This window comes from Brevundimonas vesicularis, from assembly GCF_027886425.1.
In the GTDB taxonomy this organism is placed as follows: Bacteria; Pseudomonadota; Alphaproteobacteria; order Caulobacterales; family Caulobacteraceae; genus Brevundimonas; species Brevundimonas vesicularis_C.
The window spans coordinates 2602033-2620274 of record NZ_CP115671.1; the positions used below are offsets into that span (position 1 = coordinate 2602033).

General features: G+C 63.3%; 13 protein-coding genes. 11 read left to right on the forward strand and 2 right to left on the reverse strand.

The annotated features are described in order from the left end of the window. Positions 1-460: 460 nt before the first annotated feature. The gene (locus PFY01_RS13260) at positions 461-691 is read right to left on the reverse strand and encodes a helix-turn-helix transcriptional regulator (protein WP_333780218.1); all 231 of its coding nucleotides are present in this window, start codon (positions 689-691) and stop codon (positions 461-463) included. Positions 692-814: 123 nt separating this feature from the next. On the opposite strand from PFY01_RS13260, the gene PFY01_RS13265 reads away from it, so the two are divergent. From PFY01_RS13265 to PFY01_RS13315, 11 genes are all read left to right on the forward strand, one after another. Further along, a complete protein-coding gene (locus tag PFY01_RS13265) occupies positions 815-1201 on the forward strand; it encodes a hypothetical protein (RefSeq protein WP_271041632.1) in 387 nt (128 codons plus the stop codon). After that, positions 1198-1437 carry a sigma factor-like helix-turn-helix DNA-binding protein gene (locus PFY01_RS13270; protein ID WP_271041633.1) on the forward strand — a complete coding sequence of 80 codons (240 nt, stop codon included), beginning with the start codon at positions 1198-1200 and terminating at the stop codon, positions 1435-1437. Before PFY01_RS13265 ends, PFY01_RS13270 begins: the two co-directional genes overlap by 4 nt. Before the next feature lie 147 nt (positions 1438-1584). Beyond that, entirely contained in the window at positions 1585-1836 is a 252-nt protein-coding gene (locus PFY01_RS13275) for a hypothetical protein (protein WP_271041634.1), read from the forward strand. Positions 1837-1890: 54 nt separating this feature from the next. After that, positions 1891-3093, forward strand: a complete 1203-nt coding sequence (locus PFY01_RS13280) for a recombinase family protein (RefSeq protein ID WP_271041635.1) — start codon at positions 1891-1893, stop codon at positions 3091-3093. Between the two features lie 632 nt (positions 3094-3725). Beyond that, the gene (locus tag PFY01_RS13285; protein ID WP_271041636.1) at positions 3726-4466 is read left to right on the forward strand and encodes a hypothetical protein; all 741 of its coding nucleotides are present in this window, start codon (positions 3726-3728) and stop codon (positions 4464-4466) included. A 107-nt stretch (positions 4467-4573) separates the two neighbouring features. Further along, a complete protein-coding gene (locus PFY01_RS13290; protein ID WP_271041637.1) occupies positions 4574-5671 on the forward strand; it encodes a Fic family protein in 1098 nt (365 codons plus the stop codon). 252 nt (positions 5672-5923) lie between these two features. Further along, a complete protein-coding gene (hsdR, locus tag PFY01_RS13295) occupies positions 5924-8374 on the forward strand; it encodes an EcoAI/FtnUII family type I restriction enzme subunit R (protein WP_271041638.1) in 2451 nt (816 codons plus the stop codon). A 3-nt stretch (positions 8375-8377) separates the two neighbouring features. Beyond that, positions 8378-9223 carry an FRG domain-containing protein gene (locus PFY01_RS13300; protein WP_271041639.1) on the forward strand — a complete coding sequence of 282 codons (846 nt, stop codon included), beginning with the start codon at positions 8378-8380 and terminating at the stop codon, positions 9221-9223. A 1-nt stretch (position 9224) separates the two neighbouring features. Then, positions 9225-10682, forward strand: coding sequence for a type I restriction-modification system subunit M (locus PFY01_RS13305; protein ID WP_271041640.1), 1458 nt, complete (start codon positions 9225-9227; stop codon positions 10680-10682). Between the two features lie 14 nt (positions 10683-10696). Beyond that, on the forward strand, positions 10697-12403 hold the full coding sequence (locus PFY01_RS13310; protein ID WP_271041641.1) for a restriction endonuclease subunit S: 1707 nt from the start codon (positions 10697-10699) through the stop codon (positions 12401-12403). After that, the gene (locus PFY01_RS13315; protein ID WP_271041642.1) at positions 12403-13500 is read left to right on the forward strand and encodes an endonuclease NucS domain-containing protein; all 1098 of its coding nucleotides are present in this window, start codon (positions 12403-12405) and stop codon (positions 13498-13500) included. The genes PFY01_RS13310 and PFY01_RS13315 overlap by 1 nt, the downstream gene beginning before the upstream one ends. A 552-nt stretch (positions 13501-14052) precedes the next feature. On the opposite strand, the gene PFY01_RS13320 is transcribed toward PFY01_RS13315, so the two are convergent. Continuing rightward, positions 14053-18033: an ATP-binding protein gene (locus PFY01_RS13320; RefSeq protein WP_271041643.1), complete on the reverse strand. Its 3981-nt coding sequence runs from the start codon at positions 18031-18033 to the stop codon at positions 14053-14055. Between the last annotated feature and the right edge of the window lie 209 nt (positions 18034-18242).

Below are 18242 nucleotides of genomic sequence, written 5' to 3' on the forward strand. Positions count from 1 at the left end.
GGAGGTGGCGGCCGGTCTTCGCCAAGGTGCGGCGGCACAGGAAGTCCCGCGCAGAACTGATCCCTCGACTGTTCTGACTAACGTTAGCGTTAGTGGAACGACGATGACTTATGTCTACGAGGTCAGTGAGCGGGCCGATGAAGCAGCAGTGTACAGGTTCTTCGCGCGCGACAATCTTGTGCAACTCTGTAGGGATGCGGACATGGTCTACGCACTCCAGCAATGAGCTGTGTTCCGTTACAACTTTCGATTGCCGAACCTCGAAAAACCGGTGGTAATCGATGTCAAAGACGGAGAGTGCCCTACGTAAATTTCGCCGTCACCGATCCGAGTGGGCCGGACTGCTCTCGGTCGGTCAAGGGCGGCTGCGCCGTCGCGCAACGATGAGCGCGTGCCGCGCTCACCCCTGACAGTCCGTTCGCTGCCCGGCAGTTGGCTGCCGTGGTCGTGCTGGTACCGGTCAGGCCTTCAGGCGAACGCCGGGTCCGCTGGTGGGGTCAGCGGGGAGGAAAGTGGCCCCGGCGGCCTCGAGTGCGGACTGAAGTCGCTCGAGTGTGTTCGCTTGCATTCCGCCTCGACTGGCCTCGAACCGGTGGATGGTGGATTCGGCGACGTTGGAGCGCTCAGCTAGCACTCGGACGCTTATTCCGAGGCCCGCGCGCGCCATCCGGATTTGAGCAGGGCTGACCATTGTTAGCGAAAAACTCCGACTAGTTGCAGAATTCTGTCGGCGAATTCCTCTGAACTCTAACCGAAGTACTCCGAAATTCCATCGCTCAGCACCGACTGGGCGCGAACTCGGCTACGCGGGAGGTTGTTCATGCCTGCCTATGAGAGGATGTCGTGGCGCCGGGACTGGCTGGCGCTGGATGACGAGCGCAAGCGGACTATGGACGCCTGGGGCGTTATCTTCGCGCGTCTCGAGCGACAGCCCGGCTGGTTCGACCTGTCGGAGGCCGACAAGAACGAGGCAGAGCGCGCCAGCGGCCTTGCCGACCTCGACCTGCGCCTCAAGGTGATCGATCGGCGTCTCCGTCGATGGCTGCGACGGATGCCGACCGACTTGAACCGAGATCTCGGGGCAGTGGTCGAGAACCTCAGGATCGCAGAGCGTCTTCTGCCTTCCGAGGAGAACACCATCGTCCATGGGCTGATCGCTCGCGCCGCCCGCGACCTCGTTCAGATCGGCCATGCGCAATGAGCCCAATCAGGCAAACCCAGACGCGTTCGGCGAGGGCGGCCGAGAAGGCGGCCCTCAAGCGGACGATCCTCGACCTTCCACCCGAGACGCGGAGTTGCTTCCTGCGGCACCTCATGGCGGGCCTGACCTGCGGGGAGATCGCCGCGCAGCTCGGCATGGAGCCGGGCGAGGTCGAGGCTCACCGGGTCGAAGCCTTGCTTCAGACCCTGTCGCCAACCCCTCCCGCGCAGACCTGAGATGGCCATCGCGCCGGGAGTGCGATCCGCTGGCCGTCTGTTGATCGCAGTTGGCAACAGCCAGTCTTTGCGCGCCACTGCAAGGGGCGTCCGTTATCGCAGGATTGGGCTGTTTGGGTGGGAGCGGGTTGCCCCGAATCTGTCGGCATGCCCCACACCCTTCATGACCGCTCGCCCACGCCCTCTGAACAGCTTGCCGCGCTGTTGGGCGAGCCTTGGCCCTTCAAGGGCCGCCCGCCCAGACATGACCTGTCCACCTGGACCGTCACCGACGACTGGCCGGACCCCGTGCCGGTGACCGAGGCGGAGATTGCGGTGTTTGAGACCTGGTTCGGCGACCTGTTCGATGACCTGCTCACCGCAGCCTCAAGCGCCGACGCGCGGGAATACCCGGAGTGACAGCGAGCGCGCGGGCTGATTCCCTGACGTCCTGATCCAACGAGGAGACCCGCCATGACCCGAGCCGCTCTCTATTTTCGCGTCTCAACGGTGAGGCAGGCGGACCATGCGGTGTCGATCCCGGATCAGCAGAAGCAGGGCGCGACGTGGTGTGAGGCGCGCGGCTATGATCTGGTCGAAACCTTCGTGGAGCCTGGCAGTACGGCCACCAACGACCGGCGCCCGGAGTTCCAGCGGATGATCGAGGCCGGGACGGCCAAGCCGCCCGCCTTCGACATCGTCCTGGTGCACAGCTTCTCTCGCTTCTTCCGCGACGCCTTCGAGATGGAGTTCTACGTCAGAAAGCTGGCCCGTAACGGGGTCAAGCTGATCTCCATCACGCAGGAACTGGGTGATGATCCGATCCACGACATGATTTGGCGGATCATGGCCCTGTTCGACGAGTATCAGTCCAAGGAGAACGGCAAACACGTCTCCCGCGCGTTGAAGGAAAACGCGCGGCAGGGGTTCTGGAACGGCGCCCGCCCGCCGTTCGGCTATCGCATTGTCGCGGCCGAGACGCGCGGGACCAAGGTCAAGAAGGTGCTGGAGATCGATACGCTCTACGCCGACACAGTGCGATTGATGTTCCGGCTGGCGCTCCAGGGCGACGGCACCTCTGGCCAGCTGGGAATCAAGGCTATCGTCTCCAACCTGAACGGGCGCCACATCTTCACGCGCGACGGCGGGCGCTGGGGCATCGGTCAGGTGCACCGCATCCTGACCCGGCGCAGCTACATCGGCGAGCACGAGTTCAATCGAAAGGACAAGGACGGCAAGAAGAAGCCGGTCAGCGAAGTGGTCGTGGTCTCGGTGCCCTCGCTGATCGACCGACAAACCTTCGACGCCGTTCAGGCGCTTCTCAAGGCCCGGAACCCCAAGGTCATGCCTGCGCGGGTGGTGTCGGGTCCGACGCTGCTGACGGGCCTGATCCATTGCGGCAAGTGCGGCGGCGCCATGACCATCCGCACCGGCAAGGGCGGGCGCTATCGCTATTACGCGTGCTCGATCAAGGCTCGCCAAGGCCCGACCGCCTGCGAGGGCATGGCGGTCCCGATCGAGAAGCTGGATGATCTGGTCGCCCAGCATCTGGAGACGCGGCTGCTCCAGCCCAGCGGCTGGAGGAGGTGCTGGAGGCTCTGCTCGACCGGCGCCACGAGCAGGCAGAGCGTCGGGGGGGGGGGGGCACATCGCCGAACTGAACAAGCGCGCCACTGAGGCCGATCAGAGGCTCAGGCGGCTCTATGAAGCCATAGAGGCCGGCGTGGCTGATCTGGAAGACCCGGCGCTGAAGGATCGCCTCGACGGCCTTAAGGCGGTCCGGGACCAGGCGAGGGCCGACGCCGACCGCGCCCAGGCTCTGCTGAACGGCTCAGGGCGTCAGGCCATCACGCCGGAGATGTTGAAGCGCTTCGCTCGCACGGCCCGCCAGCGCATGCGCCTGGATGGCGGCGGCTATCGCCGCGACCACCTGCGCTCTGGCCCAGAGGGTCGAGGTCCATACAGGCGAGGTTCGTATTATGGGATCGAAGGACCGGCTGCTTCAGACGCTCGCCGCGAACGGCAATGCAGCAGCAGTGCCCACTCAGGGACTGCGGTGTGGCGGACAGAGAGGAAGTCGTTTCCTTTCGTGAATTCAACGCCTTGCCCCGTCTAACCGGGCATAGGGCGCATATTGAAATCCCTAGGGATTTTTCGCGTTTGGCTAACCCCTCGGGACGCCTCTCGGACACGAAAAACCCCGCCAGCGTTGCAGCGCTCGGCGGGGTTCGAATGGGCTTGGCACAACACTCAAGGCCGCAGGAAACCTACTCCCTGCCCTGCCCTACCGCAACGTCGGAGGCACACAAATGAGCCGCCGCCTCGATCCCAAGAACTTCGTCGCCGAAAAACTGGCCTGGCATCAGCGGATCGCCAACGATCCCAAGATCAGCCTCCAGGCCAAGGCTGTCGCCGGCTTCATCCTCCACGACCTGAACCCCTGCGAAGGCGGTGCCTGGCGCGGCCAGGAGAGCATGGCCACCAGCCTGGGCGTCAGCCCTCGCCAACTGCGACGCCTGCTCGAAGAACTTCAGACGGCCGACTATCTGGAGGTCGAGGTCCGCCGGGGACGCGGCCGCACCAACATCTGCCGCGCGACCCTGCCCAACGAAGCGGCCGAGACGCCGCAAAACCGGTCATCTGCGACCGATCAAACCCGCGAAAAGCGGCCACAGGCGACCGCTCAAGCGCCGAAAAACCGGACATCAGCGACACGAAAACCGGTCACCGGTGACCGACAATACCTTTATGAACCCATTAAAAGATTTCGCGCCGCCGAAAGCCTACGATCGGATAGCGGTGTCGGGACGCTGGCGCGGCTCGTCCCGTTCGCCCAGACCGACATCCGCCAGGCGGTCGTCCAGATCGCGGGGGAAGGCGCCGCGGTAAGCTACCTAGATCGCGCCAGATGGGAGCCCGACGAACGGCGCATCCTCTGCACTAGCCCCATTGCCTTCACGCGACTGACGGATCTCGTTGGCGAGCCGCTGGCGGCGAGAGGCGTATCCATCGCGCTGCAGCCCTGTGGTGCCCGGCAACTCGCGGCCTGATGGATAGGCATGCGGCGAACACACCCGACATTCACCGCATGACTTGCGATTACACATTGCCCTTGCGGCGAATAGCCTACACATTCACCGCAGAAAGCGCGGTAAATATGACCTACATTCACGAACTGGCCGTTTGGCCCAACCTGACCTGGGACGACAGCGCCCTCGCCCAACCGCTCGCCGCTGTCCGCCATCGCCAAGGCCGGCTGATCGGACGGATGGAAGCCTTGGGCTTTCCACTGCGCGAAGAGGCCGTCCTACGCACCCTGACCGAGGACGTACTGAAGTCCAGCGAGATCGAGGGCGAAGTCTTGGACCGAGACCAGGTCCGCTCCTCCATCGCCCGCCGCCTGGGCATGGATGTCGTCGGCCTAGTCCCAGCGGATCGCAACGTCGAGGGCGTCGTCGAAATGATGCTCGACGCCACCCAGAACTACGCTCAGCCGCTTACCGCCGACCGCCTGTTCGGCTGGCACGCCTCTCTTTTCCCGACGGGCCGCAGCGGCATGACCAAGATCACCGTCGGAGCCTGGCGCACCCCGGATGGCGACCCGATGCAGGTCGTCTCAGGCCCGGTCAGCCGCGAACGCGTCCACTACGAAGCCCCCGCTGCCGACCGTCTCGACGCCGAAATGGGCGCCCTCCTGCATTGGTTCGAAACCGCCTCGCCTGATCCGGTGTTGAAGGCCGGCGTCGCCCACCTGTGGTTCGTCACCAACCACCCCTTCGACGACGGCAACGGCCGCATCGCCCGCGCCATCGCCGACCTCGCCCTGGCCCGCGCCGAGGGCACGCCCCAGCGCTTCTACAGCATGTCCGCCCAAATCCGCGCCGAACGGAAGGCCTATTACGAAACGCTGGAGGCAACCCAGAAAGGTGACATCGACATCACCGCCTGGCTGCTGTGGTTCATTACCTGCCTCGACCGCGCTTTCGACGGCGCCGAGACCATCCTAGCCAGCGTTATGCGCAAGGCGCACTTCTGGGAGGCCCTGGCCAATCTGCCGCTGAATGAACGCCAAAGGAAGGTGCTGAACCGACTGCTAGACGGCTTCGAAGGCAAGCTCACCAACGCGAAATGGGCGGCGCTGGCGAAGACATCGCCAGACACGGCGCTGCGAGACATAAGCGATTTGGTGCAGCGTGGGGTGCTGAAGAGAGACGCGGGCGGTGGGCGGAGCACGAGCTATTCGCTCGCACTCTGACCTCTTAGACGCGCGTCCGGATGCCGGGCGCACCAGGCGCTGGTCCGGTGGAGAGACGCCCCTTGGAAGGCCGCATAGGGAGGCGACGCGTTTATACGCTTCGCTTAGATTCCTTCTCGATGTGAAGGCTGAGTCTACCGGCTTGCTCCAGATCGGCATTCTTGCTCAGGTAGCACCGATGAGGGGGCGACAATCGATGAGTGGGATGAGCAGACCCGTTCGCTGTCGTTGGGGCGGCATCAAGGAAGTCCTGTGAGCCGCTCATCTCTGAGTGAACGGGACATCTGCACCAAGCGCATCACTCCGGCAGTGACCAGCGCCGGCTGGGATCTTCAGACTCAAATCCGCGAGGAAGTCGGGTTCACCAAGGGCCGCATCATCGTGCGAGGCAAGCTGGTCACCCGGGGCAAGTCCAAGCGCGCGGACTACGTTCTCTACTACAAGCCGAACCTGCCGATTGCCTTGATCGAGGCGAAGGACAACAGGCACAGCGTCGGGGACGGCATCCAGCAGGCGTTGGCCTATGCCGAGACCCTGGACATCCCCTACGTCTTCTCGTCGAACGGCGACGGCTTCGTGTTCCATGACCGGACGGGCGTCAGTGCCGAACGGGAAACGACCCTTGCGCTCGCCGACTTCCCCTCGCCGGCGGACCTTTGGTCACGCTACACTACCTGGAAGAACCTGACGCCCGAAGCCGAGCAGATGGTGCTTCAGGACTATTTCGACGACGGAAGCGGCAAGGCCCCCCGCTACTACCAGGTCAACGCTGTGAATGCAGCGATCGAGGCCATCGCCAAGGGCAAGGACCGGGTTCTGCTCGTCATGGCGACGGGCACGGGCAAGACCTACACGGCCTTCCAGATCATCTGGCGGCTATGGAAGGCGAAGCGGAAGAAGCGCATCCTGTTTCTCGCCGACCGCAACATCCTCGTCGACCAGACGATGGTCAACGACTTCAGGCCGTTCGGTCCGGCGATGGCGAAGCTGTCGACCAAGTCGAAGACGATCGAGCGCGCCGACGGGACCGAGGTCGATCTCACGCTGGCGTTGGACCGCAAGCGGCGCATCGACACCGCCTACGAAATCTACCTGGGTCTTTATCAGGCTATCACTGGGCCAGAAGACGCGAAGAAGCTCTACCGCGAGTTCTCGCCCGACTTCTTAGACCTGATCGTGGTGGACGAGTGCCATCGTGGAAGCGCCGCCGCAGACTCAGCGTGGCGGGAGATCCTCGATTATTTCTCCTCGGCAACCCAGGTCGGACTGACGGCGACGCCGAAGGAGACCGAATACGCCTCGAACACCGCATATTTCGGCGAGCCGGTCTACACCTACTCCCTGAAGCAGGGGATCCGCGACGGCTTCCTCGCCCCCTACAAGGTCATCAAGGTCCACATCGACCGGGACGTAGAAGGCTATCGACCCGAACAGGGCGCGACCGACCGCGACGGCGAAGAAATCGACGACCGAATCTACAACACCAAGGACTTCGACCGCACCTTGGTGCTGGACGAACGGACCCGGCTGGTCGCCCGCAGGGTCACCGAGTTCCTCAAGGAGAGCGGTGACCGCTTCCAGAAGACGATGGTCTTCTGTGTGGACGAGGAGCACGCCGCGCGGATGCGTCAGGCCCTGATCAACGAGAACCGGGATCTGGTCGACCAGAACGCCAGATACGTGATGCGCATCACTGGCAGCGACACCGAGGGTCAGGCCCAGCTGGGTAACTTCATCGATCCAGAGTCACGCTACCCCGTCATCGTCACGACCTCTCGCCTGCTGTCGACGGGGGTGGATGCCCAGACCTGCAGACTGATCGTGCTGGACCGTTCGGTCGGGTCGATGACCGAGTTCAAACAGATCGTCGGGCGGGGCACTCGCGTGCACGAAGACACCCGGAAATACTATTTCACCGTCATGGACTTCCGGGGTGCGACAAACCACTTCGCCGACCCTGATTTCGACGGCGAGCCGGTTCAGATCTACCAGCCGGGCGAGTTCGACCCGATAACGCCGCCCGAGGATGTGGTCGTCAGCGACGACGCTGATGATGCCGTTCCTCCAGTTCCGGGACCGGACGAGACCATTGTCGATACGCCAGACATCACCATCAGTGACGGTGTCGGCGAAAGGCAGCGGAAGGTCTACGTCGACGGAGTGGCCGCATCGGTCATCTCAGAGCGGATCGAATATCTGGACGCCAACGGGAAACTGGTGACCGAGAGCCTGCGCGACTTCACCCGCAACACGCTCCGCAAACACTATGCGTCTCTCGACGTCTTCCTGCGCCGCTGGAGCGAGGTTGATCGCAAGCAGCTGATCATCGACGAGCTGGCCGAAGAGGGGCTCCCAATAGAGGCGCTGGGAGACCTTACGGGCAAGGACCTCGACCCTTTTGACCTCATCTGCCACGTCGCCTTCGACCAGCCGCCCCTGACCCGTCAGGAGCGAGCCGACAATGTCCGCAAACGTGATGTGTTCACTCGATACGGATCCCAGGCCCGAACGGTGCTTGAGGCGCTGCTGGCGAAATACGAGGACGAGGGACTGCTGAACCTCGACGACGTTCAGGTGCTGAAGATTGCCCCCTTCGACCGCATGGGAACGGCCCTGCAGTTGGTGAAGGCGTTCGGCGGGCGACCCGGCTTTGTCAAAGCCGCTCACGACCTACAGACTGCAATATATGAACAGGCGTCATAAACGATGGAAACCATCGGCAGCCAAAAAATCTGGTCATTCATCGGCGGCGAACCGGAGGCGACCAGCAACACGGCGGTGCGCAAGAGCCAAGGCTTTCACGTGTCGAACTACCTCGACCTGGCGCAGCGGGTTTCGACCCTACAGTATCTCAATCGCGACTTCGTTCTCATGTTTCGAGGTCAGGGTCAGGACTTCATCAATCAGCAAAGCAACACAACGCTCAAAGCTACCATCTACCGTGGATCCCGGGTGTCAGGTGACCAGTATCCGGACCGTTTCAATCTTCTGAAACGTGCAGAGGACTTACTCGAGTCCCAATATGAACAGGCTGGATTCCAGGGGCTCACACGTTTGCGTCGGCAACGGATCCTGCGCTGGTCGATCCTTCAGCACTATGAGGTCTGCCCGACGCCGCTGCTCGACGTCACCCATTCGCTTCGAATAGCTGCATCGTTTGCTTCGTCGTCCAACAGCCGCAGAGCCTTCCTTTACGTCCTTGGACTTCCGAACTTGAGCGGTGCCATTACAGCGAGCGCCGAGGCAGGCTTGCAGATCGTTCGGTTGTCGAGCGTGTGTCCTCCCCAGGCCGTGAGGCCCCACATCCAAGAAGGCTACCTGCTCGGCGAATACCCTGACATGGATCGCCCCGAGCAGAAGAACCTGTATCGGAGCTACGAGATCGATTTTGGGCTCCGGCTGATCGCAAAGTTTAGCTTTGAGCCAGATGCCTTCTGGAAAAATAGCCGCGCGTTCCCTCCGATTTCTGCCGACGCGCTCTATCCAAACGCGCCGAACGATCCGATGAACCAGATCGCCCACGATATAAAAGCCGCGCTCTCGAGGTCCTAGTTTGTCCGTCCGCACCCTCGTTAAATCCATTCAAGACATCATGCGCAAAGACGTCGGCGTCGACGGTGACGCGCAGCGTGTCGGCCAGCTCTGCTGGATGTTCTTCCTGAAGATCATTGACGACCAGGATCAGGAGCTGGAGCTGCTCCGGGACGACTACAGCTCGCCCATTCCCGATCACCTGCGCTGGTCCGCCTGGGCCGCCAACCCGGAAGGACTGACCGGCGAAGCACTGATCGACTTCGTCAACGACACCTTGTTCCCGAAACTGAAGGCATTGCCGCTCAGCGGACTGCCGGGGGATCGCGCCCGCGTTGTCCGTGGCGTGTTCGAGGACGCCTACAACTATATGAAATCGGGTCAGTTGCTGCGGCAGGTGGTCAACAAGATCAACGAGGTCGACTTCAACGACCTGGCGGAGCGCCAGCATTTCGGCGACGTCTACGAACAGCTGCTGAACGACCTCCAGAACGCCGGCAACTCCGGGGAGTATTATACCCCCCGCGCCGTGACGGCCTTCATGGTCGACCGCATCGACCCGAAGCCCGGCGAGATTCTGTTCGACCCGGCATGTGGCACAGGCGGTTTCCTGACCTGTTCGATACGGCACATGCGAGATCGCTATGTGAAGCGGCCCGAGGACGAGCAGAAGATGCAGGGAGGACTGCGGGCGGTCGAGAAGAAGCCACTGCCGCACATGCTGGCGACCACCAACATGTTGTTGCACGGGGTGGAGGACCCCAGCTTCGTGCGCCACGACAATACCCTGGCACGACCCTACATCAGCTACGGGCAGTCCGACCGCGTCGACATCGTCCTGACCAACCCGCCGTTTGGGGGGAAGGAAGAAGACGGGATCGAGAGCAACTTCCCGAGGCATTTCCAGACCCGCGAAACCGCCGACCTGTTCCTGGCCCTCATCATCCGTCTGCTGAAACCGGGGGGTCGCGCCGCCGTGGTTCTGCCCGACGGCTCCCTGTTCGGTGAGGGCGTCAAGACCCGGCTGAAAGAGGCGCTGATGGAGGAGTGCAATCTGCACACCATCGTTCGCCTGCCCAATAGCGTATTCCGCCCCTACGCCTCGATTGGCACCAACCTGCTGTTCTTCGAGAAGGGCGAACCAACGCGGGACATCTGGTTCTACGAGCATCCAGTGCCGGCCGGCCAGAAAGCCTATTCTATGACCAGGCCGATCCGGCTGGAGCATCTTCAGGACTGCATCGACTGGTGGGGCGGGGCTGAAAGGCAAGGACGTGAGGAGACGCCGCAGGCGTGGAAGGTGAGCGCCGAAGACATCAAGGCGCGCGGCTACAATCTCGACATCAAGAACCCGCACGCGGTGGCCGACGATCACGGCGACCCGGAAACACTGCTGGCGGACCTCGCCAGAGCCGAGGCTGAGACAGCCGAGTTGCGTGATGAGTTGAAGACGATCCTCGCTGAGGCGCTTGCCCGATGAATGCGGATCGCTTGATGGCTCAATACGAGCGAATCGCCGATGCGCCCGAAGCGATTGCCCGCCTGCGTCGCCTCATTCTCGATCTTGCGGTGCGCGGCAAACTGGTGCCGCAAGACGCGACCGACGAACCGGTGCGGGAACTATTAACGCGGATCGCGAAGGAGAAGTCGCGGCTGGCGAAGGCGAGGGAGATCAGGAAGCCGAAAGCGATCCCGGCGCTGCCTGAAACGCCATTCCCGATCCCCTCGAACTGGTGTTGGTCGCAGCTTGCCGAAATCGGAGTCTTGAGCCCGCGCAACGAAGCACCCGACACGTTGGAAGCCTCTTTCGTGCCGATGCCGTTGATCGCTGCCGAGTATGGGGTCGCGAACCAGCACGAAGTCCGCCCGTGGGGCGAGATCAAGAAGGGCTACACGCATTTCGCCGAGGGTGACGTTGGCCTCGCGAAGATCACGCCCTGCTTCGAGAACGGCAAATCAGCCGTGTTTCGAAATCTGACAGGCGGCATCGGCAGCGGCACGACCGAACTGCACATCGTGCGCCCACTGTTCGTCGATCAGGATTTCATTCTGATTTTTCTCAAGAGCCCGCACTTCGTCCAAACCGGCATCCCGAAGATGACGGGCACCGCAGGGCAGAAGCGCGTGCCAACCGAGTATTTCGCGCACTCGCCCTTCCCTCTCCCACCGCTCGCCGAGCAGCAACGCATCGTCGCCAAGGTGAATGAGTTGATGTGCCTTTGCGACCGGCTGGAGGCCGCACAGGAAGGCCGCGAAATCGTGCGCGACCGGCTGACGGCGGCGAGCCTTGAATGCCTCAGCGCGCCCGATGCGGACTCTTTTCAGGCTAACGCGCGGTTTGCCCTCGACGCGCTGCCCTCCCTCGCCAAACGCCCCGACCAAATCAAGGCGTGGCGACAGGCCATTTTGAACCTCGCCGTGCGCGGCAGGCTCGTGCCGCAAGATGTGAACGACGAACCAGCGTCGGCACTGCTTGAACGTCTGCATGGGGAAAGGACGCACAAACGGAAGTTTGCCCAAATAGTCGAGGACGATCTCGAAGAACCGCTGCCGGAGTTGCCCTCAGGATGGCTCTGGACAACTCCGGATCAGATTTCTGCGGACGATGAAAGCGCGATCACGGATGGACCGTTCGGATCTCAGTTGAAAACTGACCACTACATTCAGGCCTCGGGCTTTCGAGTTATTCGCCTACAGAATGTCGGAGCCGGGTCCTTCCGCGAGGAGCATCACTCTTTCATCGAGAAGTCTCGCTACGAGCGGCTTTCAAAGCACCACATCCACGCGGGGGACCTGGTGGTGGCAGGCCTCGTCGATCCAAGTGTGCGCTGTTGTGAGGTTCCGGCCAACATCGGCCCTGCCCTTGTCAAAGCCGATTGTTACCGTTTCGCCGTCCATCCAAAGTTGTCGTCGCGGTATGCGCTGCACTGCTTGAACTCACAGCTCACACAAAGATTTGCCGCCGCCCACCACCACGGCATGACACTGACACGGATTGGTCTAGGAAACTTTCGTCGAATCCCCGTGCCTCTTCCACCGCTGGCAGAGCAGCACCGTATAGTCGCGAGGGTCGATGAGCTGATGGTTTTGTGCGACCGGCTGGAGGCGAGCCTAGCCACCAGCACTACCACCCGCCGCCGTCTGCTCGACGCCCTCCTCGCCGAAGCCGTTGACCCATCGCCGCTCGCCGAGGCTGCCTGATGCCCATCCGCAATGCCATCTGGACAGTCGGTGGCACCCCACGGCAACTAACCGAGGGGCGTCTGCCCAGCGAACGCGCGCTGGAGGACATGATCGTCGCCTCACCCCGGGTGCTGTCCGACGAATGGATGTTGATCGGTCGACAGGAGCGCACTGCTTCCGGTGGTTTCATCGACCTTCTGGCGGTCGCACCCGACGGGGCGCTTGTCCTGATCGAGCTGAAGCGAGACCGCACACCGCGCGAGGTCGTCGCCCAGGCCATCGACTATGCCGTCTGGGTCGAGGAACTAGAAGCGCAGGACATCGACGCCATCTACCGCCGCTTCTCCTCTGGGCGGGATCTCGCGATGGATTTTAAGACCCGGTTCGGCCAGCCCCTCGACGAGGAGACGCTGAACGACAGCCATCAGATCGTCATCGTCGCGGCGTCGCTGGACGACAGCAGCGAGCGGATCGTCGCCTATTTGAACAAGCGCGACATCGCCATCAATGTCCTGTGCTTTCAGGTCTTCGACCACGGCGACCAGCAGCTTCTCAGTCGCGCGTGGCTGCTGGATCCCGTCCATACACAGGTCAGTGCTGTTGCGGCCCCCAAAGCGCGCGGTGTGCGTGAAAGTGAACCCTGGAACGGCGAGTTCTATGCGTCCTTCGGTATGGGCGACGATCGGCGCTCATGGGACGAGGCCCGACGCTACGGCTTTATCAGTGCCGGCGGCGGCTCCTGGTATAGCAACACCCTGAACCTGCTGAACGTCGGCGACCGGATCTGGGTCAAGACACCGCGTCACGGCTTCGTCGGCATGGGGGAGGTGACGGGCCGTCCGCAGCCGGCGTCCGAGTTCCGGATCAATACCCCCGAGGGCGAGCAGCCCGCGCTGGAGGTTCTGACCGAGGGCGATTACCACCGCGCGGTTGCCGATGATCCTGAGCGCAGCGAGTTCTTCGTTCCGGTGCGCTGGATCCACACTGTCCCGCTGGATCAAGCCGTTAACGAAATCGGACTGTTCGGCAACCAGAACACCGTCTGCAAGCCAACCACCCCGAAGTGGCGCACCACCGTCGAACGGCTGAAGGAGCGGTGGCCGGAGACCGCCTAGGAATTCGGTCAGACTGACGAGACCTCCCATCGCCCGTTTCTTCTGTCTCAATCCTGTAGCCTTAGATGAGCCCCGCAGGAGAGCCAGGCCTGTCAATAGAAGGCGTCTGGGTGGACGGATCGACTTTCTGGGAGATCCGTAGATTGATGAGGATGACACGCGGGCAGGTGGCAAAAGCTGACGGTATGACCCGCTATCGAGTTGCGAAGATCGAACACGCCGAGGACATGGCCGTGTCCGCGCTTGATGCCTACGCCAAAGCGCTTGGGGGGGGAGACTGGACATCGAGGTGAAGTTTCCCGATAGGCCGACGGTTATTCAACATCAGAAGACCGCCGCGAGCGGCATTGCCATTCTTCGTTCGCGGATAAATGCTGCGAACAGACATTCTGGATGCCTCAAGCCGAAAGACTTCAGAAGGCGGGAAGCGAGAAGACCTGCGCCATCAACCGCCGCGAGCCTCCAAGGGGATGACGGAGCTCAAACCTCGTAGCCGTTTGTGTAGTGGTCGACGACAGCACCGACCACGATTACTTCGAGCCGAACTCGGGTTCACTCCTGAAACAGGCTGGACAGATAGGGCCGCACCGCCATCCGGACTTCGACGTTGCCCAGGGTATCTAGAACCGCGGCTGGCGTTCCATTGGCCCCTTGCGTTAGGAGGTTTCGTGCCGGGTGTGCAGAGCCAAGTAGGCTCATGAGCCGCTCTGCCGCCGCCGGGTCCCGGGCCGCGAGCACCGAGGCGCCCAGAACCATCAGCGAGCGACGATCCAGCGAAGGGTAGACGTCCTCAAACAGCGCGATCGCCGCCGGTACAGGGGCGTGCCGCCCGATGAGGTCAGTGAGAGCTGCTACCACTCGGGGATGCCCAGTCAGAATTACGGAAGCCGTCACCTGGTTCGTTATTGTCTCCTCAACATTGGTGGCCGACGCCATAGCCAGGATCGCAGCAAGGCGTGGGCGTCGGCCGCTGCCGCGAACGACCTCATTCCACAGGCGGGCGCGGATCTGCGACGAACCCCGGTCTGCTGCACCGGCGAACGCTAGCTTACGCAATTCCGGGTCCCGCGTCGCGAGGCCAAGGTCGATCAGCCTGTTGGCGACGACGTCGTTCAGCTCGTCGTATGAGCTGAGTGTGCTGACCGCGCGCTGCGCAATCGGATAGCCGGGATCGGCGTCGTAGTAAGGCTCGGCATTCGACCAGGTGTCCTCCGATAGGATGAGCAAGGCCTCCAAGTGCTCCGGGACCCGCCGGGTTTCCAGAACCTTGACGAGGGCCATCCTGACGCCGCTGCCGGGGTCACGGGCGAGCGCTAGAAGCGCCGGAGGCAATGCCCCCGGCGCGGCTTGTCCGAGTGCGGTCAGGGCGACCCGGCGGGCGCTCGCCCTTGGATGAGCCAGCGCGTACGCCAGCAGGCCTGGATCGTTGAGTTCGGCCGCGGCCTCGGCCGCCGCCTCGGCGTCCCGAGCGTCTGTAGCCGCAACGAGCCACCGTTCCACCGCATCGACCGGCCCGGCTCCACTCGCGATCAGCAAACGGACGAGGGCCGCGAGCGCGGTATGGGTCGCGGTCTCCACCGCTGTTCCGGCGAGGGTCAGTGCGGGCCCGTCTGCCGGCCGCAAGCGCTTGCGCGTCGGCAGGGCACGGAGGAGTTGACGCCCGCCCGGTGGGCCTGCAGCGAGAGCTTCGGAAATCACCGGATAGTTTCGTCGGGCTTCACTGCCATCAATGGTTTTCCCAAGATCGATTGCGAGCTGAACGCGTTGACCCTCGTCTCGGGTCTGGGCGATGATATCGCGCAACAGCGGCGATCCCGCCGCCAGCGCACAGGCAACGAGGGCCTGACGCAGATCTTCCTGGTCATGGCGAAGCACCAGGGCGGCGCGCAGCCGGGCATCAAACGCCGGGTCCCAGTGCCTTGCGACCGCGCGCCATGCGGCGGCCGTGTCGTGGTCAGTTCGGACACACCGGAACACGGCCTCAAGCTCGCCGGGCGACGGCGCCTGCGGCGAGCTTGCGATGGCGTCGGCCCAGTCATCGGCGAACTCAGTGGATCGTGCGTGGTGTTCCAAATCCCGCCATCGACTGGCCTGTCGCATTGCGTCGATCCACGCGGTCACGAAGCGAGCGGCTACGTAACCGTCGTCTTCGTGCATCGACTGGAAATGCTCTGCAAACCCTTCGTCACGCTCGCCATCCTCGATGGCCTGCCAGGTGAGACGTTCGGTTTTTTCGTACTCGGCGCGGTTCTGCGCCTGCACGTCGAGCGCCATGCCAAGGATAGGAAGAAAGCCCTGTAGGTCCCGGACGGCGCCGGCGGCAATGGCCCCGGCGCTGAGTTCGTGGCCGCCGCCGACGACGGAGCGGGCTGCAATGAGATAATCGGGCTCCATACCTCTGGCGAGCCGATCGACATCAGCCGGCATGCTGTCGGTGTACACGTGCGACTCGCGTGGCAGGATCTCGCGGATGTAACGCCCGGCGATGGTCGCGGTCCGGGGATCCGCGGCGACCTGCTGATACCAGGCGTCGTCATAGGTCGGCGCGGTCCACGTCTCGAGGAACCAGTCGGCACCGCGGCGCACGCCGCGCATGAACCAGCGGGCGACCTCGCTGGGCAGCGATGTCGGGCTGCCGATGTCGGCCGCCAGAGCGATCAGGGCTGCGAAGTCAGCTGCCGGGTCCAGCAGGGCCTCATCCAGCCATGCGTCGATGAGCGCCTGGACCCGCGGCACCGGCGCGTAGGCGGGACCTGCCGCCTCATTGCCGGGCCAGCCCTGCAGGAGGACGAGCAGGCGCGCCGCGGTCTCCAGCGCCCAGTCCCGATCCTTGCCCTCCATAGCGACTAGGGCGTCAAGCAGAGCATCGAGAGCACTCATCGCATGAAACCAGTCCACGTGTACCAGCGCCTCGAACCCGGCGCGCACGCTCGGGTGGGCGAAAGAAAGGCTCTGGCCCGGCATCTTGAGGTGACGAGTGGCGACTAGGCGGTTGACGACCGGAATCAGGCCGCGCGTCATCGCAAGCCCGCCGCGACGCGCACTACGGTCAATCAGGGCCAGGCGGCCGCGGTCGCCCTGCCCTCTGGCCGCAAGCACCGCCCAGATGATAATGGCTTCGGTGTTGTAGCCGTTCGCCGTCAGGAAGGTCTGGACAGAACCCTCGACAGCGTCGCGGTGCGCTGACGCCAGTAGCCGGTGCAGGAACTCGCCGTCATTCTCGGAACCGGCGCGACCGTCCGCCAGCTGGGTGAAAAACAGATCCAGTTCGAGCGGCGTCTCGAGAACGCCCAAGACATGATCCCGGAACGCCAGAGCCGGGGTCTGCAGTTCGCCGGGCAGCTGGTCCATCCGCCGGTTGTAGATCTCGGCCAGCTGGCCGTCGGCGTAGTTCTCGGATTCCAGCGCGACGGTCCAGCGCCGCAGCTCCACCTCAGCATTGGCTTGCTGCAGCATGTCCAAACGTGAGGTGATGACGAACTTGCGACGATCGCTGGCGGTGCGCAGGATGCCGGGAAGCTGCGCAGTCCACGCTTCGGATCCACCCCGCAGGCTGTTCTGCCCCCAAGGGTCCTCCATGTAATAGACCCGGGGTCCGGTGTCCGAGACGCTGCGGACGAGCGATGGATCGCCGGTGGTGTCGACGATGATGATTTCAACGTCGCCGTCCTGGCGACGGGCCCGATCGCAGAGTGCGAGCGCCGTCTGGGTTTTGCCCGTGCCCGACGGTCCGGACAGGATGACGGAATGGTTCTTGTCCAGACCCTTAGTGATCGCGTCATAGTTGGCGGGCTCTACGAAAGCATCCCTATCCGCCCCGCTGGCAAGATAACCCCCATGTGCGCGGATAACCGCCTGCAGGTCGTCGCGGACCCAGACGCCTGGAGTCGCATTTCCCATCCGTGTGCGGGCATCGGTGCGCAACTGCGCAAGGCAGTCCGCGCGACGTGGGCGTGGGACGTGCAACAGCTGGCCGAGGACAGCGTCGATTTCCAGTTCCAACGACCGCTCGCCCAACCCTCCCAGAATTCCAATGCGCCCCTCAGGCTGGACGGTCAGCGTTGATTTCAGGCTGGCCGGGAAGTCAGCGGCCGGGGGCCAGTCCTCGAAGCCTGTCATCAGAAGATCGCGTGCGACACCTGTCGCGTCTGCGGAGGTGATGAGCAGGTACCGGACGTTAAGGTCGTCCAGATGGGCCTTCGCCGGCGTCCGGTTCGTCCCTTTCTTCAGAAGCCTGTCAAAGGCCTCCACCGACCACGGGTTGCCGTTTTCGAGCTTGACTTGAATGACCAGGCGATAGCCCTGCGCCGTGGTAGCGATCGGCACAACCCTGCCCGGTTCGTCCGGCGCGATGTCGACTTCGAGATCTTCCTCATTGGCCGGCTCCAGTGTGAGCCGGGTGGCGCTGTTGTCGATAAGCAGCAGGCGCAAGGCGGCGAACACCGACACATCGATCTGATAGCTGAAGCCTTTCAGGGCGGCCTCAGCCCCGCTGGACATGCCGCGACCGGGCGTTTTCGGAGATTTAACCATAGTCGGGCTCGCGGCCGGGCGCCTGTTGCGCTCGGGTGCAGGCCTACGCGACCTCCCCGAACCCGGCAACGACCCCCGGTGTGTAATCCTGCGGCATACAGGGGCGGCCGAACATGGGGACAGGGCCTGATCACCGCGTCAAACATCGGCCCATAAACGGACATTCTCGGCGTCCGCATTGAGTCAGGCGCGGTGGTTGGTGATGTCGG